This window comes from Methanococcoides sp. LMO-2 (assembly GCF_038432375.1).
Classification (GTDB): Archaea; Halobacteriota; Methanosarcinia; order Methanosarcinales; family Methanosarcinaceae; genus Methanococcoides; species Methanococcoides cohabitans.
Genome location: NZ_JBCAUS010000002.1, coordinates 84945 through 108734, shown reverse-complemented (window position 1 = coordinate 108734; position 23790 = coordinate 84945). Strand labels below are relative to the sequence as shown.

Below are 23790 nucleotides of genomic sequence, written 5' to 3'. Positions count from 1 at the left end.
GAGGGGTGCTTATTAATAAAAACTCATCCATAACAACCATGCGCCTAAGATAAGTAGGATGGCGGCGCTAAGTGGCTGTTTCTTTTTGAATCTTTGTGCTTGTTTATGGATATGTTCTGGAAATCCAATTTTCATAATTCCTTTGATTACAGTGGACCAGCCTAGAATAGTTATAGCGACTCTCCAGTCAGCAACCCAAACATTGTGCAAGATTACGGTAACTAATCCCATGAGTAATGTGGTGTAACCTGTAGATATGACAAAGGCTTTATCATCAGTCATCTCTATGGTCTTTCCCAATTGTCTTGTTACAATAAACAGCAATCCAAAAATCACAAAGTAACTGCCCCAAAGTCTTGCGAAAAAAATAGAAATATCCATCATCATTATCATACCTTTTTCGTTTAATATATAAGAGTATTAGCGGTATAAATGAAATTTGTGGTTATTGGTCTCTCCACCAATCTCCGTCGGCCCAATACGGTCCACCTGTTGACACATCATACATCGATGATCGCAGCTTCCCGCACTTCCTGCATTCCTGTACAATTCTCGGACCAGATTCATACACCGTTTCCCATTTATGGAGACCAATTAAACATAATAGCTTCATCGCTCTTCCCCTCTCTAACATTTGTTATTATGGGCAATAATGTTATTGCACCACAGCATACGACGAAAACTTCTTCTTCCTCATTAACACTGAAGCAGAAGGCTAAAGCTGGTCTGAAACGGGATGAGGATAAAGAAAAATGGACGTTTAAAGACTAATGTTTGGAGATAGCACAAAATTTATTTGATAATCCTAAGCTTCTTGAGCTTTGACTTGATACCACCATCTTTTCTCTCAATAGGATCATCTATTTTTTCACTCGTTATTTCAAATCCGAACTTTTTGTTTTTCAACTTTCATCACCTTGAAAAACAGAAATCCCAGCAGAACAAGTCGTACTTTTGTAAAAGATTATTTAAAGAAATATTAACAGATTAAACTAATAGTCATATTCGAGTTGACGGGGGGTCAAATCAATCATGAACACAACCCAAAGAAATCAAACAATAAAAATCATCACCACACTAACGTTCCTGATAATGATCACCGTCAACGCACTGGCCAACATCCTCCCCATCAATGACATCACCACCGGCCAGCTCTCAGACTCCTACCCCAATCTTTTTGCCCCTGCCGGAGCGACCTTTTCGATCTGGGGACTCATATACCTATTACTGGGAGGCTACACCCTTTACCAGCTTGGCATTTTTCAGGGAAACAAAACCACCGAAAGGACCGAACTCATCTATAAGATCGGAATCCTGTTCTCTGTATCTTCCATTGCCAATGCATCCTGGATCTTCGCATGGCACTATGAAATAATCCCATTATCCATGTTGCTGATGATCGTGATCCTCATCTGCCTGATCCTGATAAATCAACTGACAAGCAGGGAACAGTTTTCTGAAAACGAATATTTCTTTATCAGGCTTCCATTTAGCGTTTACTTCGGATGGATCACCGTAGCAACCATTGCCAATGCAACTATACTTCTTGTCAGCCTGGGCTGGAAAGACTTCATTTTGAGTGACGCTTCCTGGACTGTTATAGTAATTGCTTTAGGACTTGTTATCGGCCTTGCAACAATGCTGAAGAACAGGGATGTTGCCTACGGACTTGTTATTGTCTGGGCTTATTCAGGAATATTGTTGAAGCACACATCGCCTGATGGATTTGGGGGGCAGTATCCTGTGATTATCAATATGACGATTGGGTGTATTGTGTTGTTGCTTCTTGGTGTGGTTTATTTGTTGATTTCAAAAAGGAAGAGGAGGGATTATTTAATTTTTGATTTTTGAAAATTAGTTCTTACTTATTTTTAGTAATTCCATTAACCATTCCATATCCTTCTCTGACATCGGTTCCTTATACAAACCATTAACAAGCCACATTCCACTTTCGCGTATTTTCTTTTTAGGAGAGTAATGGCCAAACCAATCTTCTGAAGGGGCACATTCACTGCATAGAGATATTGTCGATATCAGTTTCTGTTCAATTTCAAGTCTTTTGTCTTTCTCAACAACCGGAAAAACAACAAAACTGAAATTGTTCTGTATATATTTCGTGACTTCGTTTTCTATTTCTTTTTGTTTATCGTGATCAATAGAAAAATTGTATTTCTCTTTTGCTTTTCTGGTTGTTAGATCCAATTCCCAATGTTCAAGAAAAGGATCATCTTTTTTGTTTAAAAGAGCCCGGCCAATATTTTTTCGGAATATACTTCGATCTTTGTTTTCTTTGAGGAAGTGCTGGCGAAGTCTCGACCTTAACTGGTTTTCACCAGTATGGGTACCAACCCGTACAATCCTATCAGTATCGTGTGCATGTTCTCCTTTTTCGAAAAGAATGTATATCCCATTTTGAGGAATATCCTTATTTGCGAAAGGAAAACTCAATTTCTCCATCCCATTGAAATATTGATGTAATAACCTACACTTATCACTCATATAAACACCTTCGAATATCAAATTTAAAGATCAAATTGGTGTTCTTCAACCATCTTTTTGAGAATAACACCTTTCAGGTAAATCAATGCTGCACCATACTTTTTCCCTTCCTCCTTTCCAGCAGGGATAAAATGAATGTTCTTTTGGTCTGGAAGCAACTTTTTAGTTTCCTTTCCCCCCATGGCTATTATTTCAACATTTTCATCAATAGGCCGCGGAAAATCAAGTGATAGAAGGTATTCTTTTCCCAGAAGCAAAATTACTTTATCGTAGTGTTTTATCAATTTGTCAAAATCATCGGGAATGTTGAGTAGTTTTCCTCTACTTTTTACGTATTTCCTGCTTTTTTGAGCAAAAGTCACATCATAAGGAATAATTTTTGTATCATATTTTATAAGACCATATCCAGCAGAAATAATCCAGAAATCAACATTTTTGCCTTGTTCTTGCAACAATTTGAATGCTTCACATGTTAATGTGTGCTGCTTTCCCTGATACATATCAAGTGCATCAACTGTGTATCTGTTTAGTTCCTCTTCTTTCTGCTTTCTTAAAATGGGATCATCCAGTTCATCCTCAGTTGCTTCGTTAAGTGGGGAATACTTTTTTGAACTCGTGCAGGATCCAATTATCAGTATCTTATCATCTGAATTAGTCACAATATCACCACAATTACAGGATTACAATTCAATTATTTTTGGACAGCACCCATTCAATGGACAAGATTTACAATATGGATTTTTTGGTCTACAAAAATCCCTACCGATTTTCCAAGAAGGATAATCCATAATTCCAGGATACTAAGGGTAAATAGCTCTGGCAGAATAAAGTAATTCTTCATCACTAGAATTCTTCCTAATGAGACCAATTCTTTTAAACACCCTTTTTGTCTGAACATCTGGAGATATGTCGATGCCATTACAATCAGCCATCGGAATCTTGAAATCTCTTGCAAGCATATTAGTCGCCATTGTTGCAATTTTGACACCTATACCCTTGAATTCAAGAAAACGTCTAACTACTATAGCGCTTTTTGGATTTGCATCCCAAATTTTTGATGCATCACCCTCATAATCAGTATCAATTTTTTGCACTGCACTGAAAAAGCAGTCTGCCATTTTATTATTATAACGATGCAGTTTGTTATCATTAAAAAGTTTCTCAATATCCATTAAAGATAGATTTCTAAGATTAGAGAAATCGAAATTCCCAATTTTAATTGAAATTTCGTAGGGTATTGCCCAAGCTCTTTCCGCATCAATTCCTCTATCCATTACAGCAGCAAGCACAAATGCATGAGGAAAATCATAAATATTTTTCACTAATTTATCTGCTTCTGGGTCATTCGTGAAATTATCAATTTCATCATTATCCCAAAAAAATTTCCCTTCAGTAATTAGATAATGAGTAATTTTTTCTTGTTGATTCGTAAGCACATCCATTTGCAGACCCCTTATTTTTAGTTTTAATAAAATAACTGGCATAGGAAAAAAGAGCCATCTCGACATCTGCACAACACCATAAACCATTATCACGCAGTTTTGTCTCAACAAAACAGTCTGGATGTGGACAATTCACATCATTTTCATTCATTTGTTTTGCAATGTATCTTAAGACATTAATCCAAGTTCCGTATTCACTTGGCCATTGGGATTTATTTTTAGCAATAGACCATCGCTTCTCTTTATTTTGATGAGACGCTTTAAGGTTCAATAAATTAATGCAGTTCTTAAAATCATCACAACTCCCAAAAACCCTAACAAGTCTTGTATCAATTGCACCATATTCAGAAGGAAGAGCAAAACGAAGCAATTTACTCCCATACGTTGGTCCAAAGTACTTGATGTGAGAACAAATATCATCAATGTATCTTTCCGGCTCCTCTTCAACCCACTTTGCGATATTATGTCCATCATAAATCGGCACATCTATAGTACCATCACATTCAATTCTACGGTTGTTGCCTCCCCACTTAGCTACTTTTATAATGTGGTTTACAGTTAAAGATTTATTTTTAACTGCCTCACCAATGATCATTTCAAGTTCGAAAATATCAGGAAAACCATTATTCCAAGAATCATTATTCCAATCATACTTCTTATACCATTCATCAATATTTATAGTGTTGAGGAATTTATCGATTCTTGTAATTAAATTTGAATCCCATAACCTAGGTTCAAATGGCATTATCTTTACCCCCTGTAAATATATGGTTACAAGGTTCTTTAATTTATTTATTAAATAAATATCATAACCTTCTCTATACAAAACAACAAAAGTAAATCATTCATCCCACCTCCCCCTATAAGTACCATAACCACCCCACCTTAACTCATGCAAGAACTCCTAACCCTCCTCCAAAACTCAAAATACTGCGTCATCCTAACCGGAGCAGGGATATCCACGCTTTCAGGCATACCGGACTTCCGGGGGAAGGACGGGATCTACAACAAGTTTGATGCGGACCTCATCTTTTCGATAGACTACTTCCACGAGGACCCTTCATATTTTTATACGCATTCCAGGGAACTGATATATGATCTTGAGAGGAAGGAGCCGAACATCATCCATAAGGCCCTGGCAGAGCTTGAAAGGAGAGGGATCGTTAAGGCGGTGATCACGCAGAACATCGATATGTTGCACCAGAGGGCGGGGTCTGAGAACGTTATTGAGGTTCACGGGTCTCCGGCGAAGCATACGTGTCTTGCGTGCGGGAAGAAGTATTCCTTTGAGGATGTTGTGGGGCTTCTTGAGAAGGAGGAGGTTCCCATGTGCAATGAGTGCGGGGGGCTGATCAAGCCGGATGTTGTGTTCTATGGGGAGATGCTTGAGCATGATGTGATCGAGAAGGCCATTGAGGAGAGCTCGAAGGCGGACCTGATCATTGTGCTTGGGTCAACACTGGTGGTCCAGCCGGCGGCTACGCTTCCGTTGTATACCCTTGATCATGGCGGTGAGCTTGTGATCGTTAACAACATGCCGACTCCACTCGATGATTATGCCAGGGAGAGGTATGATGACCTTGTGGAGGTATTCAACTATCTGGATGAGGAAATGGGTCTTAATATTTCAGAACATATATAAATGAATAAAGCTTAAGGAACTCAAGAAATATATAAACTGAAAAACGGGGACTATGAAACTGATACCGGATCACATCACAGAAGCTGAACCACAGGCACACGGGCAGTTGATACTATCCTTTGCCTTCATGTTCCTGTTTTTGCTGTTCCCCTTCGTAAGCTGGGAGGTCCTTATCGCACTGTTCTTCGGCCTGCTTATAGCACTCAGGTACCTTGAGGACAGGCCCCACATGTTACGGGGTTTTGAACCCATGCTGAAGATCCGATCGCCACAGTATCTGGTGGTATCCATCTTTATCCTGCTTCTGGTAAGTTTCGTACTGAACTTCTTCTCTGCCACCTATCCGCTCTTCGTGATAGGCCAGACAGTCAGCATAGCAACCATGGGGCTGGGAGTTGCTACCATCGTCCGCTGTCACATGAAATCGAAGTACATTCATCTCACGAACAACGAGTATCCTTCCAAGAAGTACCAGGACGACCCCCATAGTCTGAACCTCATTCCATCAAGCATCTCAATGCTTGTCTCAGGCATTATCGTCGCATCATTGGCCGGCGCCTGGATCGTCTACTGGCAGGACTCCGGCATATCCTACAACCTTGTATTCTTCGTAGCCGTGATCGGTTCAATAACAGCCGCGCTTTTCGAATCCATACCATCGAAGATAGATGAGAACATATCCATCCCGCTTGGAGCCGGAATGGCAATGTGGCTCTTCGTCTGCTTCGGATATTCCATACCGGCTCAGCAGATCATATTAGCCTTTGGGTTCGCACTGCTTCTGGGCTACCTTGCCTACTATGCAAAGATCGCAGACATATCCGCAACCCTGAGCGCCACCCTCATCGGTGTCCTCATCATAGCATTCAGCAATATCTACTGGTTCGTCCTGCTCCTGACATTCTTCATCCTCGGAGGCGCATTCACCAGATACAAGTACAAGATGAAGGAAGCCATGGGGATCGCAGAAGGAAAAGGCGGTGTCAGGACCTACGAGAACGTTTTCAGTAACAGCACAGCCGCGCTCATTCTGGCAATAGCATACGGGATCTATCCTCAATACGGCGAGCTGATCATCTTCGCATATCTCGGTACCGTAGCAACCGCTGCAGGAGACACCCTTGCCAGCGAGATCGGAACCACGTCCAACCAGAAACCAAGGATGATAACCACCCTAAAACCTGTAAAGACAGGTGTTGACGGCGGAGTTACCCTGCTTGGTGAGCTGTCCTGCATAGGCGGATCAGCTGTCATCGCCATCCTTGCAGTGGCCTTCGGAATGGTGGACAACATCACCGCAGCCCTGGCCATAACAATCGCAGGAGGATTCCTGGGAACGAACTTCGACAGCCTTCTGGGTGCCACCCTGCAGAGCAGGGGAGTGCTGACCAACAGTGGTGTCAACTTCGTGGCCACCTTCGCAGGTGCCGTTGTATCCGCAGGACTTTACCTGCTGTTCTTCTGATCCTGCAAAACTATATTATCTTCCAAAACAATTTCTTATTATGAAAGTCAAAGGCATTGCACGTGAAACGCTGGAATTCATCCTGGGTGTCAGCAAGGCCTCGGCCCCCAATGAGTTTGCCGGCCTGCTTCAGGCAGAAGAAGATGTGATCACTGAGGTCCTCATTCTTCCCGGAACCGAATCCAGTGACCAGAACGCTGTCATCAAGCTCTTCATGATGCCAAATGTCTCATCCGTGGGATCTATACACAGCCACCCGGGCCCCATCATAACACCTTCAAAGGCAGACCTCCGGCTTTTCGGGAAGACCGGAAGTTATCATATCATTGTGGGGGCACCCTATGATGAGAACAGCTGGCAGTGTTACAATGCCGACGGGGAGCCTATAGACCTGCCGGTACTTGATGTTGAACTGGATGAGCCTGAGATCATCTGATCTTTTTTCGTATACCGGGTATTAAGAATAGAAGATAGAAATATCAAATGAGTAAGTATAAGCTCTGAACTTACTCTTCCTGCATCTTCTTATGGATGAAACCGCCGAGCCAGAAGCCCACCATTCCAATTGCAAAAGCGGCTGGTACAAGGATAAGCATCTTAAAGCCGAGTGGAACCATAAGAGGGAAGCCCACTGCTACGAAAGCAAGAACGAAAAAGATGTAGCCTGCATACTGTGCCTGTCTTCTGGAGATATTGCTCTGTGACATGATGGTCACTTTGTAATATCTGATATTATTTAAATGAAACAGATTGCATAAGATAACAGGAATTTATGCAAATTCTTAAAAAAGTCCTTTGCTTTCTGCGGATTTGCAGCACATATGAAAAACAAAGCTCACTGCAACTTGATGCTATAATCTGCAGGCATCGTAAAAGTGAACCTGCTACCCTTTCCAACCTCACTTTCAACCCGTACCTCCCCACCATGCATCTCGACAAAGTTCTTCACAAGAGCAAGGCCAAGACCTGTGCCACCGTGTACCCTTGATGACGATGCATCCACCTGGCTGAAAGGATCGAACAGTTTGCCCAGGTCCTTTTGTGAGATACCCATACCTGTATCTTCCACAAAAACAGATATCAGCTCGTTGGACCTGTCCACGCCGATGGTCACAGAGCCACCATTATCCGTGAATTTGATAGCATTGCTCACAAGATTATAGAGGATCTGCTTGAACTTTAATGCATCCGCCACAATAAGGGGATGCTCAATATCGATATTGCATATCAGGTCGATGTCCTTCTTTTGTGCAAGAGGCATCATTGTGGCCCTGATACCATTGATAGCATCAGTAACAACGAATTCCTCAGGGAACAGTTGCATCTTCCCGGCCTCGATCTTTGAAAGGTCAAGAAGATCATTGATGATACCCAGAAGATGTTTGCCGTTAATAATTACATTGGATAGGTACTTTTTCTGGGTCTTGTTCAAAGCACCAAAGTTCTCACCATAAAGCACATCCGAGAAACCGATGATTGAATTGAGAGGTGTTCTCAGCTCATGATTCATGTTTGCAATGAACTCGGTCTTTGCAAGATTAGCTTCCTCAGCTGTAAGCTTAGCATTTATCAGGGCATCTTCAGCATTCCTGCATTCAAAGGCTGCCCCGATTATCTGGGACAGTAAAGAAAGGATGTTGATATCCTCATCTTCCCATTCTCCTGTCTTTACCACATTGTCCATGCCAAGGAAACCTGTAAGTTCACTGTTCATGTAGAAAGGCAGGACTATCAGTGACCTTATACCCTGCATCTCAAGGATGGACTTTTCTGCAGATGCTTCCTCAGGCATCATTGAGACATCTTTGATATGGATCGAAAACCCACCATGCAGTTTACTCATCCACCAGGGGAACAGCTCCAGTGGCATCTCCTGAAGGTTGGCCTTTTGCGGAGAAACACCATCTGGGCAGTACTCATGAGTATTGCTCATGCTTTTCCCGTCACTGCTGAACCTGAAGATATAGCTCCTGCTGCACCCGCATAGTTCACAGATATTCTCAAGAGCAAGATCAATGGTCTTATCGATATCTTTGGGACCTATGAACATGGAAGCAATGGAAGCAATGGTCTTTTCAATTTCGAGCTTTCGCTTGATGTGTAAATTTGCTTTTTTGAGCTCAGAGACATCTACAAAAGAGGACATCATGCATACAGGATTCTCGTTCTCATCGGAAACAATGTTTGCAGAAAGTGTTACTGAAAAGTTAGTCCCATCCTTCCGTTTACCCTCCAGTTCCCCGATCCAGCTTCCTTCGGAGAGCAAAGCCCTCTTTACGTCCTCTGCTTTCCTTTCATCCTGCCATAATCCCATGGAGGAAATTCCAAGGACCTCTTTTTCATCATCATATCCCCACAGCCTGAGGAAAGAAGGATTTACATAGGTAAGATTGGCATCAAGATCAGCAAGAGCCATGGCATTGATCGATGAATCGATGGCCTTCCCTTTTACGAAAAGCTCTTCCTCTGCCTTTTTTCGGTTTGAGATATCAATAAAGCTCTCTATAAGGCACAAACGGCCATTCATCTCAACCTTTTTAACAGTCTTAAGTATAGGTACAGGCCCATGATCTTTATTTAAAAGCAAGCATTCCGATCTGTCCATAACCTTGTCAGGATGGGAAACAGGACAATATCCGGCTTCAGCCGGGCAGATGAACTTATGGCAGACGTTTCCAATAATAGCATCTTTTGGCAGGCCGATCATGCTGGCCGCTGTCTCATTAACATCAACGATAACGTGATCCTCGTTGTCAATGACCACAACGCCTGACATGATCGAATCCAGAACAGTGTCAATATAATTTGTTTTTCCCTGTGACGTCCGCCTCTCTCCCATATAATCAAGTGTATCAATATTTGAGTCCTATTACGATATGGCATTAACTGTTATAAACTTTTTTATGGATGATAAAAATAATATGTACAAAGGGAGAAGCAATATGTAGTTACGTTTATGATGGAATAACTACATAAACAACTTATAGATTTCTTTAAAAGTAGATAGATCGCCTGCTACTTGATGTCATGGTCCCTGACAGGCCCATATCGAAATAGCTATGTACTTTCAGATATGCTTTATTTGTAACTTGTAGCACAAATAATGAAATTTCAATAGACATTGGGAGCAATATCAGGCGTTGTGAACAAACTTATTTGAAAGACAACTTTGATTCAAAACAAGATCTGTAGCAAGAAGGTGTAATATATGGGATTGGGAGATATTATCAGCAACCTGTTCGGAAAAGGAAAAGAAACCAGAACCAGTGAACCTGTAGTAGAAGAACTGGGTACGAACCTCTACGAGATCAACACAGCAGCATTTGAAAGTGAAGTTGTCAGCTCCGGGATGCCTGTTGTGGTGGACTGTTTCACAAAAACATGCCCCCCATGCAAAAAAATGGCACCAATATTTGAAAAGGTAGCTGCAGAATACGACGGGAAGATCAAGTTCATAAAAGTGAACCTGAAGAACTCACCGGAAATTGGAAAGCAGTTCAAGATCATTGGAGTGCCAACACTTTTATTCTTCAGGGGTGGGGAAATGATCACAAACGTGGTTGGATTTGCAGAAGAAGAGAAACTGAAAGAAAAACTTGAAACCCTTTTGGAATAACGGATCAGAAGTCCCGATTCAGAGTGAGAATAATGAGTGAAAAAAAGACAACAAAAGAAGATGTACATGCATGGACATCAAAGTATGCAGATAAAGCAGGATACATGCTTAACCCTGATGAAGAGATGAGGGACCTTGTACTGGAAGGAATAGCAAAGAACAAGGATACTCACGGAAAGAACTATTGTCCCTGCAGGATAGTAACAGGAGACGAGATCGAGGACAAAAAGATAGTATGTCCCTGCATATACCACAAGGACGAGATCGAATCTGACGGATCATGCCATTGTGACCTTTTCTTCAGAAAGGAAGATCAGGAAGAAGATAAAAAGGAAGATTAAATCCACATCTTCCCTGATATTTTATTGATATTAGACTATTTGATCAGGTGAACCTATGACAAATGCACTGGAGATATACCAGCTTCTCCCAAAGACCAACTGCAAGGAATGTGGAAAGGCCTCATGCATGGCCTTTGCAGCCGCCCTCCTTTCAAGAGAGGTTACGGTCGATGACTGTCCGCCCCTGAAAAAGGACAAATTTAAGGAAAACTACGAGAAGCTCTCGGGAATGATCAAACCTGCAGGCGAGGCCTCGGAATCCGGAATGATCGTTCACGAGGACAAATGCATCGGATGCGGGAACTGTGTTGTCGCCTGCCCGGTAAATGTTGCCGAAGACCCACATGGTGCCGGCTCAGGAAAGGCACCCACCAGCGAGAATGTCATCCTTCGCGTGGAAGATGGTGTTGTACGCCTCTCCAACGTGAACCAGTGCCGCCGTTTTGGCAAGAACAAGATAATGTGCAACGGCTGCATCGTAACATGCCCGACAAAAGCAATAGAGTTCGTCTGAAACTACGTGGTGAGATAAGTGGAACAGGAATATTACGTTTGCACAGGTTGTGCACTTCTTTGTGATGATATCGAAATCGAGGTCAATGAAGGGAAGATCTCCAAAGTTAACAATGCCTGCTTAAAAGGCGTGGCCCGCCTCAAGGAATGTGAAAAACCTGCAGAGTGCAGGGTAGACGGCAACAACGTCAGCATGGACGAGGCCATAAAAGAAGCAGCAGGCATACTCAAAAATGCCGAGAAACCGCTGATCTTCGGAATGGGAAATTCCACCACCGGAGCCCAGAAAAAGGCCATAGGGATCGCAAAGAAGCTCAACGCATACATCGACGACACATCTTCCTTCTGCCAGGGGCCTGTCATTGAAGCCATACTCGGGGACAGGATAAAGACCTGCACACTGGAAGAAGTGAAGGACTATGGCGACGTTACAGTCTACTGGGGCGCTGACCCATCCAACTCACACCCAAGGCATCTTTCAAAATACACATACTTCCCCCGCGGAAAAGAAAGGCAACGCGGCTGGGAAGAGGACAGGACCGCCATCTGCATAGATGTGAGGAAGTCCGATACCGCCATCATCTGCGCAGACAAGTTCTACCAGATCCCCCCACAGGCGGATGAGGAACTTATCGATGCTCTAATCGCTGCACTCTCAGGAAAGGTCCCGAAGGTCTCCTTCGGAATGGGACCAAAGAAGATACTTGAGCTTGCCAACATGCTGAAGAAAGCGAAGTTCGGTACCATCTGCGTTGGGCTCGGACTGATCTACTCTCTCCCGGATGTTGAACCTCTTGTCAGACTAATGGAAAAGCTCAACGAGGTCTCAAACTTCCACCTCATACCAATGGTCGGCCAGTTCAACATGCGTGGATTTGACCACAACCTGCATGATGAGACCGGATACATCAACCGCGCAAAGTTTGGGGAAAACGGTGTAGAACATGGGCCGCAGTGCTCGGTGGTAGAACTGTTGAGAACAAAGAGTGTGGATGCAGCCCTTGTTATCGGCTCTGACCCCATGTCAAGCCTGCCCGGATGTATTGCTAAAGAACTCTCCGGCATTCCTGTGGTCACAATAGACCCATGTGTGACCATGACATCCGCAAAAGCAAAGGTCTCCATAGCATCTGCAACAACCGGTTCTGACTCCGGAGGCACTGCCATAAGGATGGACGGTGTTGAAATTGACATAGAACCGATGATAACTACGGACAGCCTGAGCGATGAAGAGATACTTAACCGCATCATGGAGGCACTATAATGGGATTTGGCCAGTTTCTTGCAGCCCCGGAACATGACATAAAGATTGTAACCCACAGGGATATTTTCCAGAACACTGCCCTGGAATCCTCAAGAGGCGGGGAGGAATACATCAGCCGTTCAGCGGTCATAAAGCTGGACGAGAACGACATCAAGAAAATGGGACTTAAAGCCAAAGGCAGGGCTGTCCTGAAGAACAGCTCCGGTCGAGTCGTTGTTACCGTTGAGAAGTCAGAGTATGAGGAAGCCCACGAAGGCATTGGTTACATGACCAACAGCCCGTGGTCCAACGCACTTGTATCCGCTGACACCAACGGCACAGGTGTGCCTAAGTTCAAGATGATAATAGCGACCATCTCTGATGGAAAGGATGAGAAGATAACCAGTTTTGATATCTGAGAAGGAATTTCAGAGATGTGAGAACTGATATCTCACATCTGATTCCCACTTTTTTGACTCTGATCGTCAGTAATTAAAAAAATAATTTGCCAAAAAAGATCAGGCAAGATCTTTCGGCTGTTTTTTCTCAGGAAGCACAGGCAGTGCCATGGTATTCACCAATATCGGGCTTTCTACTTCCTTGGCACGTTCAAGCAACAGTTCCTTTCCTTTCTGCGTAAGTGCGAACAAAGGTACTGCAGTTCCCACCTGTGCCAGTGGCTTAATCTCATCCCTTATGCTCTTTGAGGCACAGGAAGTGATTATATCAAGATACTTGATGATCTCCAGGGCATCCTCCCTGCTAAGACCGGTCGTATGAGCACCAATCATCATCAATTCAAGGTCATTCTCTTCCTCGATCTCACGAAGGTTCCTCGCAGTATCAGGGTCCACAGCAGTGACAGCGATCCTCTTGAATCCCAGGTCGCTGGCCTTCAGGACACCGGCCACAGGGTCAATAGCTGCAGTTGAAGGATCGAGGACTATTCCACCCCTCTCCTCGATACCATTGATTATCTCATCAATAGGCTCGGTCTCCACCAGACCAGAGATCCTCGCACCCATTCCCTGAACCAAGGAAGGATTGTTGGTGATCACAGTACCTGCACCGTCACAAACGGTCACTGTGGTGTCCAGCATATCACGGTTCAGGCCGGTCATCATTACCTCGGAAGCGCCAAAGCCCACGAAGACATCCATCTCGAGCTTGCGTTGCGGAGTGAAAAGGCCGAAATCCTTTATGCGGAATTCCATGTTCTCCTTCACAGCCTCACGGGTTATCTCCTTAATACCCCTTGCCTTTTCAAAAAGCGGGCACCAGTTAAGCTGTGGCTCTCCAACCTCTACAACCTTTCCGTCCTCGACTACAACTCTTGTCTTTCCAAGGATCTCCATAACATGTGGCATGATCTAACCTCTGAAACCTTACGAAATATTCTGAAATAAAAATGAAATAAGAAATAATATGAACTTTTTGGAAAATAAAGAAGGGATCAGATAGCTTCCCTTCTGTCAAAGACCCTCTTTGCCTTGCCTGTGCTTCTCGGGATGGTTCCCTTTTCCACAAGATCGACATTGGCCCTGATGTTCAGGACGCTCTTTAGATCGCCCTCAACTACCCTCTTTACTGCTGCAAGATCACCGATCTCACCGGTGAAAGCATCCTCATCGAGCTCGACCCTTACAGTGATCTCATCCAGCTTCTTCTTGTTCCTGTCAAGATAGATCTCGAACTGGTCGGTGATCTTTTCGATCCTCACAAGGACATCCTCGATCTGAGATGGGAACACATTGATACCCCTTACAATGAGCATGTCATCTGCTCTTCCGAGGATCCTTGAGATACGGTCACTTGTACGACCACATGGACACTCGCTTGCCAGACGCCTGGCAATATCACCGGTACGATACCTGAGAACAGGAAGTGCTTCCTTTGTCAGTGAGGTAAGTACGATCTCTCCTTTCTCTCCTTCTGCGACCTCTTCACCGTTCTCATCAAGGATCTCTACTATATAGTGATCGCTCCAGATGTGAAGGCCGTCCTGCTCCTGGCATTCAAAAGCAATACCCGGGCCCATCATCTCGGAAAGTCCGTAGGAATCATAAGCCTTTATCTGGAAAGCATCCTCGAGTTCTTTCCTTGTGCTGGAGGACCATGGTTCTGCACCAAAGCAGCCTACACGTAATGATAATTTATCTGCAACGCCCATTTCCCTGACGGTCTCTGCAAGGTAAAGGCCATAAGAAGGAGTACAGTGGATAGCAGTGACACCAAAGTCCTGCATCATCTCGATCTGGCGAACGGTATTTCCGGTTCCGCTTGGGACTGCCATGGCACCCAGCCTTTCAATACCGTAGTGGAAACCCAGACCGCCTGTGAAAAGACCGTAGTTGACGGCATTCTGGAAAACATCACTGGCATCCAGGCCGATCATTGTGAAGTTGCGGGCCATCATATCTGCCCAGGTCTCGATATCTTTTGCAGTGTATCCGACAACGGTAGGTTTACCGCTTGTACCGGAAGATGCATGGATGCGGACGATCTCATCCTTCGGGACAGCAAAAAGGCCGAAAGGATAGTTGTCACGAAGATCTGTTTTTCGGGTCATAGGCAATTTCTTGATATCATCAAGGGTCTTGACGTCATCAGGGGTTATACCAAGAGCATCGAACTTCTCCCTGTAGAAAGGAACATTGTCATAGACTGCTGCAGCCGTTTTCTTTAAACGCTTCAATTGCAGTTCCCGAAGTTCATCGTGATTCATTGTTTCAAATTTTGGCTGCCAGTATTTCATGAGATGATCACCTTTTCAGCTCTGATTGGATTCAATCTTTAAATTATTTCCTATCATCCGGACATTGGAAATGCAAACCGGAAATACCTCATTTTTTTATGAGCCACAAAAAGACATTGCAAGATTATATAAAAAATCATACATACATGAAATATATTTTTGTTGACATAAAACTTATCTTATGTTCATATATTGCTGCTTTGTGAACAGACTTGTTTTTTTGAGGGGAAAACATGAACGAAGCATTCAATATAACAGGAAATGGCAGAATATATAGAGAAACATTAGACACAATTAAGGAGCTATGGGCTGATTTCATATATGGAGGACATATCTTCGCATTTGGTGCGATCTGTGTTGCATTTATGTGTTCGATCCTTTTTGAGATACCCATAACATGGGATTTTCTGGTCATAATCTACCTGACCTTCTACATAATCTACCTTTATGACTACTTCAATGGAACAGAAGATGATGAGAAAACAAATTCAACACGTGCAAACTATTTCCGGCAAAATGATTCAAAGACAATAACCCGAATATTATACGGATCCATCGTGTCCATCGCTTCCATTTACGTGCTCTACAGTGACATTCCGAACATGCTCATCGGATTCGCCATCCTCTTCCTCGGAGTGACATACCAGGCATACTTTAAAGGTCTGACAAAGAAGATAACTGCATTCAAAAATATTTTTGTGTCAATGGTCTGGGCCATACTTGTGTATGTTATGTTCATATATTACTCATATCCGATCACAATGGAAGCTCTGATCATCTCCACATTTATATTCCTGAGAATGACCGGGATACAGATCCTTTTTGATATCAGGGACATCGAAGGTGACCAGAAGAAAGGACTCCGCACATTCCCTGCGATCTACGGATACAGGAAAGGTCTTATGACCCTGATCGCCATCAATTTCGTTACTGCTATACTACTTATCTACGGAGCATACATCGAAGCCATACCATACACAGCATTGATGATCGTACCGGTGATCTTCTACGCCCAGAACTATCTTGACAAGGTAGACAGGTCAAGAAAGGACCACAAAAGCTACCTCTTTGCAGCCGGAGAACCATTCATCTGGTTCGTCCTGATATTCTCAGGTTCAATGTTCTTCCGCATGGTCCCATACATATCAGAGATCACAAACGTCCTCTGAGTGAGCAAATAAGAAGTAAAGTTAGTGAGAAAACAGGGAAAGATAATGGACACCATGGCCATACCGGTTATGGTACTTTCCCATATCCCTGATCTTAAATGATATTTTTCCATTCTCTGACTTTTTTGAGATCGACCTTACAAGTATTTTCAGAATAAACTGGTACGGCGATAGACCTGGATCAAGGCACATATATTTATAGCTTTCAAATATTATTATATTGGGCAGGTATTTCCGCAAATAACTGTGGAAATATGATGAGGGCTGTCCCAGAGGTAATCAGATGGGTTTTATAAATAATCTTAAGGATAAACAAAAGGACCAGAGCGCTAAGAACTGGTTCGATCTTGGTGTGCAGACAAAAAGCCTGGATAAAAAGGTCCAGTATTTCACAAAATGCCTGTTGATAGAACCGGAGAATGTGCAGGCACTAAGGCTTCTTGCAGATGCACAGGATGAGCTTGGCATGATTGATGCTGCCATGGGAAGCCGTGCAAGAGCAGATGACATCGAAGGTGCAGCAGGCGCATTCAGCCAGGAACCCGAAAGTTATACAGAAAGCAATTCATTTGATTCCAATAGCTTTAACTCTAACACGATGTTCGCAGAGGAAGAGAACCAGGAGATTGGAAGCTCATTCATGGAAGATACAACGTTCTCAACACCTGAGAACAACGCAACCATGGGTTTTGAGACCCCTGCAAGCGAACCAGAGGCAAACATAGAGAGCTCCGATGCCAACAACGAAAAGTGGGCAATCTTTGAGATCGCAAAAGAGAACGAAGCGAAAAAGAGCGAAGATTCCTTTAGCACAAGCTCAGGATCATACTCCCAACCAGAAACAAATGTGATCGTTGAGGAGCTCAACGAAGTTGAAGAACAGCTAGCTTCAACCCCTGCTCAGCCAGAGACCCCTGTAAGAGCAAAACCTGAACCAACTGTTGTCAGGAAACCGGCAGAAGAAAAAGCACCAGCTCCTGTTAGAGAGCAGCCCGCTGCAAAACCGGTTTCAGAGAGACCGGTCAGCAGACCTGCACCTACACCGGCACCATCCGCCTCACGTTCAGCTGCAGTTCCACAGGCAACACCACAATGCACCATTTCTGAACCGGTAGCAATGAAATTGCCAATGGGCGAGATCATCAAGTTCTGGGTAGTGGGTGCCGTCGTGTTGATCATCGTTGGTATGATTATGAATTCCCTGGCAGTATGATCATCAGGAAATAACAAACAGCTAATAACTTACAGGATCAAATAGCAAAAACTACCAATTACTACTGAATTGGTAGTTTTCTTTTTTATCGGAAAGAGATCTCACCTGCAACGGTCACAGGTCACTGTCACCATCACATCTGACCTCCATGTAGACCGGATAGTGGTCTGATACAGCCACAGTCATTTCTTCGGACAGACCGTATTCAAGATCATACCTGAAAACACCACTATCACCGACAATGTCGGAAGTATCGGTCATGACTATTCTGTCGTAAGTGTAGTCAGTGCTCTTTGTGGTAGTATCAATACTATCATCGATCAACCAGAAGTAACTGTCAAGATCACTGGATGAGTCTTCATCGAAGTAGTTTCCGTCAGCGTTGAAATCACCCATGATGACAAAGTCACCTTCATCAGGATAGGACATCTGTGCATATTCCAGGACATCATCAAGAGCATTGATCTCTTCTGTAGCCTCGTCCGGATCGGTGTGTATCACCATGAGAACTGCATCATAATCTCCACCTACCGCACTGAATGAACTGATATATGGCTGCCTGTGGAACGGATCGGTTCCCTCCGGCTCAGGATAGGTCTCAGGAATTCCGGTTACTGCAACCGTCGTGGTATCGTAGATATATGCATACTGTTCCTTGCTGGAAGTCCTTCCGAGGCGCTCACTTACGACATAATCATATTGTGAGCCATCGCTGTTCACAAGATTCACAAGGTCAGGAAGAGCGGTCTGGGAAGAGTCCCGGATCTCCTGAATGGCAATGATATCGTAGGTGCGGACGATGTCTGCAAGAACCAGCATTACATCCGGTTTTGATGCCTTTGTCACACCGAACACCTGGATGTTGAAGGCACCGATACGGAGATCTTCGCCATCAGACGAGGGATTGCTTATCACAGGTGTTTCTTCATTAGTGTCACCTGCAGTATTCCCGTCTGCATTCTCTTCAATATCATCTACATCAGAAAGTACAGTGTCAACGGACTCGCCAATTTCCTCCAGCTCATTCAATTCATTTTCAATTTCTTCTATCGCACCTGAAACCTCGGCTGCAGCTGTAGCGACTTCCTCCACTGAACCGGCAAGATCTTCTGTGGAATCCGAGCAACCGGAAGATAGCAGGAATATTGATAAAAATAAGATAAGGATTGTTTTTTTTAGCATTTCTATACCTCATTTATGGAAGTATAGATTTTGTGATGTAATATTATAATAAAGTTATTAAATATACAGAAGACTGCTTTGGCATTCCACATCAAATTTCAGAAAAATAAAAACGAGTGGTAGAGGATGTCACCCCCGAACCACTCAGATCATACTCTATTTACTCAATCATTTCAACTACGTCAGTTTCAACTCAGATCTCAGAACTGAAGCCATATCAGAATAACAAGATTAGAGCTCAATTTCCATTTCCACCCTTCCCGATAGACTTCAGGAAACCAAGAGCTTCCTGAGTCCTGCTGAATACAAGTACGTCCTTCTCCCGTATCATTCCACTAAGATCGTGGTCAGAATCAATAACAGCCATTACTGATGGCTGGACACTTGTCAGATAGACCTTCTGACCCATTTTCTTACGGATCGAAATGAAGCTTTTCAGCCTTTCGATGCCTGTGGTATCAATGAAAGGAACATAGCGCATTCGTATTACGATGTGCTTTTTGCTCATTTTGATCTGTTCATCGACCTTGTGCTCGAACACGTTCATCGCCCCAAAGAAGAACGGACCGTTTATCGTATAGACAGCTACGTTCTCATCAAGGTACGGATCGGAATTTATCGTAGCATTGATCCCTTCAGACGGGTCATAGTTCTCCATGGAACTTATGTCAATTATGTTCGTCAGGCGTATGAACAGCAGGACTATGGAAAGGAACATGCCTGCCTGAATAGCAAATACAAGGTCCGTCAGAACTGTCAGTGCAAAGGTTGCAAGCAGGACGAAGGTATCCATCTTACTGATCCTCATGGTGGTCCTGAACTCTTCGATGTTGATCATGTTCACGGATACCAAAATCAGGATTCCTGCAAGGTAGGCCTTTGGAATGTACCTTGCGACGGGGCCGAAGAACAGCAGGATCGCAAACAATACGAGGGCATGTATTACTCCGGACATACGTGTCCTGGCACCTTCCCTGATGTTCACTGCACTTCTTGCAATTGCAGCTGTTGCCGGAATACCTGCAAATAAAGGCAGAAGGACATTTGTAAGACCCTGACCGATCAGTTCTTTCTTGCTATCATGCTTTGTATTTGTCATTGCATCACAGACCACCGCACACAGAAGTGATTCTATGGAACCGAGCAAAGCTATGGTAAAAGCAGCAGGCAGAACTGCATACATGAGCTCAAGGTCGAAATTCAGCATGTGGAACTGCGGAATATTGCCGGGGATGTCTCCGACTATCGGGACATCAAGACGGAAATAATACGTAGCTATCACCGAGATGACAAGTGTCACGATGGATGCAGGAACTTTGTTCAAATAGCGGTATCCTGAGAGCATGCCTGGAAGCAACAGCATCAGGACAATGGTACTGCCGAAGATGAGGACTGCTGTGGTGTTCGCCATTCCAAGGGATATGAATACATCATATACGGTTTCCCAGACATGCTCACGTGCAGGTAGCACAAGGCCAAAGGAATTGGACAGCTGGCCGATCAGGATGATCACACCAATGCCACTGGTAAATCCTGAGATCACAGGCAGGGGAATATATTTCACAACTTTTCCCAGGTTCATGATTCCAAAGAGTATCTGGAACAGACCTGCCAGGGATCCTGCAAGCAACAGCCCTTCCACACCATGAATATTGACAGTGGAAAGGATGATAACGGTCATTGCGCCTGTGGGACCGGATATTGAATAGCGTGAACCGCCAGAAGCGGATACAAGGACACCTGCAATGATCGCAGTATAAAGTCCCATCACAGGTTCCACACCGGATGCCAGTGCAAATGCGATGGCAAGCGGGAGTGCTACAACAGCCGTGATGAAACCTGCTTTAAGGTCGCTCAAAAACTATTCTTCAAAGTAGGTTCTAATTTTATGTTCTTTTATCATTAAGATCAAGTCTTTAAATCCATTCATTTTTTAATCATGAAGCACGAAAGCGAAAAAAAGCATCAGACCGACATAGAAATGACTCAGGACACATGGACGAAACCTGTGGCTATCAAAGACCATATCCAACAGATCAGATGACTGATGAGTTAATTTCCACGGGCTCCATCACCGATTGCTAATTTTTTAAATGCAGTCGATTGATTGCGTTAGACATGTTAATAGGGTAAATAGTTTTTGGGTTAGCAGAATCATTTGTGAATTTAATCAGACAGATGTTGGCAACTAGCTAAAAGATTAAAATTAAATAATGATCAAAATTTATTATTGAAATGCTCACTAGGTAAAAGCACTATATCCTGCAACAACTGCCTGCCCCAGGGAAACACCGCCATCCCCACACGAAATTCTGTTATGAGTAAGGAATTCAAACCCCGAATCCTTTACAACTTCACAGATACGACATATTATGTGCTCGTTGTATGCAACTCCCCCACTGAGCCCTATAACATCAATGTTCCTTTTTTTAGCTGCTGACACAGCAAGTTCGGCAACCCCAACGGCAAGTGCATCTTCTATGGAATATGCCAGATCACAAACTTCATGTGAATCAAGCCTTTCGTACAGACCATACAAAAGGCTGGTAGTATCAAGCACTCCTCGTTTGCAAACGACAGGCAGATCCAGATCATGCACACCTTTTCTTGCAACTGATTCCAGTTTCATTGCAGGCTCACCCTGGTAACTGCGATAATGGCAGACACCAAGAAGTGCTGCAGCACTGTCAAGCACCCTTGCGAAGCTGCTCGTTCTGACAATGTTCACACCATTTTCCAGTTGCTGCAATACAATGTCGCGTTCCGGTTCACCATGCTTGAACCAAAGAGGAAGTTCCCTCAATTCTTCCGCCTCAAGAACATCATGCAGCATCCCCAGAACCATACGTGAAGGATATATCGCAGCCATATCCCCGCCCGGCATCGGCTGCTCCATAAGATGAGCAACTCTTTCATAACCGGAATACGTGGCTTCAAGGATCTCTCCACCCCATATTGCTCCACCTTCCCCGTATCCTGCACCGTCAAGAGCGATGCCAATGATACTTGAATCGGCTGGCAAAAGATTGTCCACCATTAGCGAAACGATGTGTGCATAATGATGCTGCACGAAGACCGTGTTATTCCCACCTTGCTCCTGTGCGAAATGGGTGGTATTGAAATCCGGATGCATGTCACAACCCCATCGCTGTGGGGTGATCTTTGTCAACCTTTCTAAATTGGAAACAACCTTCCTGTGATACTGAGCGGTCTCAAAATGCCTTGTGTTCCCGATATACTGGGAAACATATGCACTGTTGTCCCTTGCCAGCGTAACGGTGGTGTTCAGTTCGGGACCCACACCGATCGCTGGATCTATCGGGAACGGAAGCTCTATCTTCTCAGGTACAAAACCACGGGAGCGTCTTATGAAAGCTTTTTTGCCATTAACAAGTCTGATGACGGAGTCATCGGTTCTGTTCCCGATAGCATAATTATGAAACAGGAAATAATCTGCTATCTTATCGAGATATAACAATGCCTCCTCATTATCGATCAACATAGGGAGACCCGGAAGATTTGCAGATGTCATCACGTAAACATCCGAATCAGTATGGTCTAACAGAAGGTGATGTGTGCCTGAATAAGGTAGCATTACCCCGATGTTGTGCAGACCAGGAGCAGTGTGATCGGATAGTGAAAACTCATCATTTTTATCCAGCACAACGATTGGACGCTGCCTGCTTTGTAACATAGAACTCTCTTCTGCATCGATACAAGCAAAAGAAGATGCATTCTCAACATCTTTCGCCATCACCGCAAAAGGCTGTGCAGGACGGTTTAGGGAACCCCTGAGCTTCAAGACCGCTCTGTCTGAAGTGGCATCACAGACAAGATGGAAACCCCCGTATCCTTTAACCGCAACAATTGATCCATCGTCTATGAGTTCACCACATTTGACAATGCTATCATGTCCAGATGCAAGGACATCACCGCTTTCGTTGGTGAGTGAAAGTACAGGCCCACAATTCGGACAACAAGTGGCCTGTGCATGAAATCTTCTGTCAGACGGAAGTTTGTACTCTAAACTGCATTCCAAGCAGAGGGGGAATTCAGCCATACTGGTATTTTTCCGGTCAAAAGGAAGAGAACTTACCATTGAATATCTCGGCCCGCAGTTTGTACAGGACGTAAAAGGATAATGGAAATGCCTGTCCTTACTATCATACATATCACGCAGGCAATCAGAACAGATAGCAGTGTCAGGTGGGATAATGGACCTGACAGATTCATCCTGTTCACTGTCAAGTATAGAGAAATCGGAAAAGCCCGATACACGGGAAACTTTCGTTCTTACCTGCTCAACAGATGCCAGCGGAGGTCTTTTGCTCTGTAGCTCGTGGAGAAAATGTTCGATATCCTCTATTTCACCTTCTGCGACTATCTCTACATCATTTCCTGTGTTCTTCACATACCCACAGAGTCCGTTCTCTGTCGCAATATGATATACGAACGGGCGAAAGCCAACACCCTGCACTACCCCAGTAACATTGATCTTCCTGCATTGAATTTGCATCTTTAATGTAACTGGTTCAAAATACTATAAATATACCTCATGATTTCCTTGTTCGAGGGACCCTTCTTGCCTGACAATGAAAGTGAAGAGAAAAGCAATGCATGAGTTCTAAAAGAAAACATTGAGCACCAGCCACTCCATGAATGGGTTTCTTCACATGTTATTTCCATAGAAGGCTCATACGAACAGGAATT

At 43.8% G+C, this 23790-nt stretch carries 23 protein-coding genes; 11 read left to right on the top strand and 12 right to left on the bottom strand.

Annotation, left to right across the window (positions count from 1 at the left end; all coding sequences use genetic code 11):
- Positions 1-12: 12 nt before the first annotated feature.
- On the bottom strand, positions 13-387 hold the full coding sequence (locus tag WOA13_RS00710; protein ID WP_342126088.1) for a hypothetical protein: 375 nt from the start codon (positions 385-387) through the stop codon (positions 13-15).
- Positions 388-1032: 645 nt separating this feature from the next.
- Between WOA13_RS00710 and WOA13_RS00705 the strand changes: the two genes are divergently transcribed.
- Positions 1033-1851: a tryptophan-rich sensory protein gene (locus WOA13_RS00705; protein ID WP_342126087.1), complete on the top strand. Its 819-nt coding sequence runs from the start codon at positions 1033-1035 to the stop codon at positions 1849-1851.
- 3 nt (positions 1852-1854) lie between these two features.
- Here the strand turns inward: WOA13_RS00705 and WOA13_RS00700 are convergent, their stop codons facing one another.
- The 4 genes from WOA13_RS00700 to WOA13_RS00685 form a co-directional block, all read right to left on the bottom strand.
- Entirely contained in the window at positions 1855-2499 is a 645-nt protein-coding gene (locus WOA13_RS00700) for a GIY-YIG domain-containing protein (RefSeq protein WP_342126086.1), read from the bottom strand.
- 23 nt (positions 2500-2522) lie between these two features.
- A complete protein-coding gene (locus WOA13_RS00695; protein ID WP_342126085.1) occupies positions 2523-3158 on the bottom strand; it encodes a DUF6884 domain-containing protein in 636 nt (211 codons plus the stop codon).
- A 141-nt stretch (positions 3159-3299) separates the two neighbouring features.
- Positions 3300-3941: an HhH-GDP family DNA glycosylase gene (locus tag WOA13_RS00690; protein WP_342126084.1), complete on the bottom strand. Its 642-nt coding sequence runs from the start codon at positions 3939-3941 to the stop codon at positions 3300-3302.
- Positions 3889-4686 carry a hypothetical protein gene (locus tag WOA13_RS00685; RefSeq protein WP_342126083.1) on the bottom strand — a complete coding sequence of 266 codons (798 nt, stop codon included), beginning with the start codon at positions 4684-4686 and terminating at the stop codon, positions 3889-3891. Before WOA13_RS00685 ends, WOA13_RS00690 begins: the two co-directional genes overlap by 53 nt.
- 147 nt (positions 4687-4833) lie before the next feature.
- Here WOA13_RS00685 and WOA13_RS00680 point away from each other — a divergent pair, with 147 nt between their 5' ends.
- The 3 genes from WOA13_RS00680 to WOA13_RS00670 are packed head-to-tail and all read left to right on the top strand — an operon-like array spanning position 4834 to position 7484.
- Positions 4834-5583, top strand: a complete 750-nt coding sequence (locus tag WOA13_RS00680) for an NAD-dependent protein deacylase (RefSeq protein ID WP_342126082.1) — start codon at positions 4834-4836, stop codon at positions 5581-5583.
- 52 nt (positions 5584-5635) lie between these two features.
- Positions 5636-7048: a TIGR00297 family protein gene (locus WOA13_RS00675; RefSeq protein WP_342126081.1), complete on the top strand. Its 1413-nt coding sequence runs from the start codon at positions 5636-5638 to the stop codon at positions 7046-7048.
- A gap of 40 nt (positions 7049-7088) precedes the next feature.
- Complete coding sequence (locus WOA13_RS00670) at positions 7089-7484, top strand: Mov34/MPN/PAD-1 family protein (protein WP_342126080.1); 396 nt, start codon at positions 7089-7091, stop codon at positions 7482-7484.
- Between the two features lie 70 nt (positions 7485-7554).
- On the opposite strand, the gene WOA13_RS00665 is transcribed toward WOA13_RS00670, so the two are convergent.
- Together WOA13_RS00665 and WOA13_RS00660 are read right to left on the bottom strand one after the other, a co-directional pair.
- Positions 7555-7755: a hypothetical protein gene (locus WOA13_RS00665; RefSeq protein ID WP_342126079.1), complete on the bottom strand. Its 201-nt coding sequence runs from the start codon at positions 7753-7755 to the stop codon at positions 7555-7557.
- Between the two features lie 128 nt (positions 7756-7883).
- Positions 7884-9887 (bottom strand): PAS domain-containing sensor histidine kinase, encoded by a 2004-nt coding sequence (locus tag WOA13_RS00660; protein ID WP_342126078.1) that lies wholly within the window; start codon positions 9885-9887, stop codon positions 7884-7886.
- Positions 9888-10256: 369 nt separating this feature from the next.
- On the opposite strand from WOA13_RS00660, the gene WOA13_RS00655 reads away from it, so the two are divergent.
- The 5 genes from WOA13_RS00655 to WOA13_RS00635 are packed head-to-tail and all read left to right on the top strand — an operon-like array spanning position 10257 to position 13180.
- Positions 10257-10664: a thioredoxin family protein gene (locus WOA13_RS00655; RefSeq protein WP_342126077.1), complete on the top strand. Its 408-nt coding sequence runs from the start codon at positions 10257-10259 to the stop codon at positions 10662-10664.
- Between the two features lie 32 nt (positions 10665-10696).
- Positions 10697-11005, top strand: coding sequence for a ferredoxin-thioredoxin reductase catalytic domain-containing protein (locus WOA13_RS00650; protein ID WP_342126076.1), 309 nt, complete (start codon positions 10697-10699; stop codon positions 11003-11005).
- 55 nt (positions 11006-11060) lie between these two features.
- Complete coding sequence (locus WOA13_RS00645; RefSeq protein WP_342126075.1) at positions 11061-11519, top strand: (Fe-S)-binding protein; 459 nt, start codon at positions 11061-11063, stop codon at positions 11517-11519.
- A gap of 18 nt (positions 11520-11537) precedes the next feature.
- Positions 11538-12782, top strand: a complete 1245-nt coding sequence (locus WOA13_RS00640; RefSeq protein ID WP_342126074.1) for a formylmethanofuran dehydrogenase subunit B — start codon at positions 11538-11540, stop codon at positions 12780-12782.
- Entirely contained in the window at positions 12782-13180 is a 399-nt protein-coding gene (locus tag WOA13_RS00635; RefSeq protein ID WP_342126073.1) for a molybdopterin dinucleotide binding domain-containing protein, read from the top strand. The genes WOA13_RS00640 and WOA13_RS00635 overlap by 1 nt, the downstream gene beginning before the upstream one ends.
- Positions 13181-13279: 99 nt before the next feature.
- Here WOA13_RS00635 and WOA13_RS00630 read toward each other — a convergent pair whose 3' ends face one another.
- A complete protein-coding gene (locus WOA13_RS00630) occupies positions 13280-14128 on the bottom strand; it encodes a methanogenesis marker 8 protein (protein WP_342126072.1) in 849 nt (282 codons plus the stop codon).
- Between the two features lie 86 nt (positions 14129-14214).
- Entirely contained in the window at positions 14215-15516 is a 1302-nt protein-coding gene (locus tag WOA13_RS00625) for a phenylacetate--CoA ligase family protein (protein ID WP_342126071.1), read from the bottom strand.
- A gap of 233 nt (positions 15517-15749) precedes the next feature.
- Here WOA13_RS00625 and WOA13_RS00620 point away from each other — a divergent pair, with 233 nt between their 5' ends.
- On the top strand, positions 15750-16685 hold the full coding sequence (locus WOA13_RS00620; protein WP_342126070.1) for a UbiA family prenyltransferase: 936 nt from the start codon (positions 15750-15752) through the stop codon (positions 16683-16685).
- Between the two features lie 283 nt (positions 16686-16968).
- Positions 16969-17898 carry a hypothetical protein gene (locus WOA13_RS00615; RefSeq protein ID WP_342126069.1) on the top strand — a complete coding sequence of 310 codons (930 nt, stop codon included), beginning with the start codon at positions 16969-16971 and terminating at the stop codon, positions 17896-17898.
- Between the two features lie 114 nt (positions 17899-18012).
- On the opposite strand, the gene WOA13_RS00610 is transcribed toward WOA13_RS00615, so the two are convergent.
- The 3 genes from WOA13_RS00610 to hypF form a co-directional block, all read right to left on the bottom strand.
- Positions 18013-19080, bottom strand: coding sequence for an exonuclease/endonuclease/phosphatase family protein (locus WOA13_RS00610; RefSeq protein ID WP_342126068.1), 1068 nt, complete (start codon positions 19078-19080; stop codon positions 18013-18015).
- Between the two features lie 238 nt (positions 19081-19318).
- Positions 19319-20938: a SulP family inorganic anion transporter gene (locus WOA13_RS00605; protein WP_342126067.1), complete on the bottom strand. Its 1620-nt coding sequence runs from the start codon at positions 20936-20938 to the stop codon at positions 19319-19321.
- A gap of 384 nt (positions 20939-21322) precedes the next feature.
- Entirely contained in the window at positions 21323-23596 is a 2274-nt protein-coding gene (hypF, locus tag WOA13_RS00600; RefSeq protein WP_342126066.1) for a carbamoyltransferase HypF, read from the bottom strand.
- Between the last annotated feature and the right edge of the window lie 194 nt (positions 23597-23790).

Coding starts and splice junctions, on each gene's coding strand:
- WOA13_RS00710 (WP_342126088.1), bottom strand. CDS start 387: ATGATGATGGATATTTCTATTTTTTTCGCAAGACTTTGGGGCAGTTAC.
- WOA13_RS00705 (WP_342126087.1), top strand. CDS start 1,033: ATGAACACAACCCAAAGAAATCAAACAATAAAAATCATCACCACACTA.
- WOA13_RS00700 (WP_342126086.1), bottom strand. CDS start 2,499: ATGAGTGATAAGTGTAGGTTATTACATCAATATTTCAATGGGATGGAG.
- WOA13_RS00690 (WP_342126084.1), bottom strand. CDS start 3,941: ATGGATGTGCTTACGAATCAACAAGAAAAAATTACTCATTATCTAATT.
- WOA13_RS00685 (WP_342126083.1), bottom strand. CDS start 4,686: ATGCCATTTGAACCTAGGTTATGGGATTCAAATTTAATTACAAGAATC.
- WOA13_RS00680 (WP_342126082.1), top strand. CDS start 4,834: ATGCAAGAACTCCTAACCCTCCTCCAAAACTCAAAATACTGCGTCATC.
- WOA13_RS00675 (WP_342126081.1), top strand. CDS start 5,636: ATGAAACTGATACCGGATCACATCACAGAAGCTGAACCACAGGCACAC.
- WOA13_RS00670 (WP_342126080.1), top strand. CDS start 7,089: ATGAAAGTCAAAGGCATTGCACGTGAAACGCTGGAATTCATCCTGGGT.
- WOA13_RS00665 (WP_342126079.1), bottom strand. CDS start 7,755: ATGTCACAGAGCAATATCTCCAGAAGACAGGCACAGTATGCAGGCTAC.
- WOA13_RS00660 (WP_342126078.1), bottom strand. CDS start 9,887: ATGGGAGAGAGGCGGACGTCACAGGGAAAAACAAATTATATTGACACT.
- WOA13_RS00655 (WP_342126077.1), top strand. CDS start 10,257: ATGGGATTGGGAGATATTATCAGCAACCTGTTCGGAAAAGGAAAAGAA.
- WOA13_RS00650 (WP_342126076.1), top strand. CDS start 10,697: ATGAGTGAAAAAAAGACAACAAAAGAAGATGTACATGCATGGACATCA.
- WOA13_RS00645 (WP_342126075.1), top strand. CDS start 11,061: ATGACAAATGCACTGGAGATATACCAGCTTCTCCCAAAGACCAACTGC.
- WOA13_RS00635 (WP_342126073.1), top strand. CDS start 12,782: ATGGGATTTGGCCAGTTTCTTGCAGCCCCGGAACATGACATAAAGATT.
- WOA13_RS00630 (WP_342126072.1), bottom strand. CDS start 14,128: ATGCCACATGTTATGGAGATCCTTGGAAAGACAAGAGTTGTAGTCGAG.
- WOA13_RS00625 (WP_342126071.1), bottom strand. CDS start 15,516: ATGAAATACTGGCAGCCAAAATTTGAAACAATGAATCACGATGAACTT.
- WOA13_RS00620 (WP_342126070.1), top strand. CDS start 15,750: ATGAACGAAGCATTCAATATAACAGGAAATGGCAGAATATATAGAGAA.
- WOA13_RS00615 (WP_342126069.1), top strand. CDS start 16,969: ATGGGTTTTATAAATAATCTTAAGGATAAACAAAAGGACCAGAGCGCT.
- WOA13_RS00610 (WP_342126068.1), bottom strand. CDS start 19,080: ATGCTAAAAAAAACAATCCTTATCTTATTTTTATCAATATTCCTGCTA.
- hypF (WP_342126066.1), bottom strand. CDS start 23,596: ATGCAAATTCAATGCAGGAAGATCAATGTTACTGGGGTAGTGCAGGGT.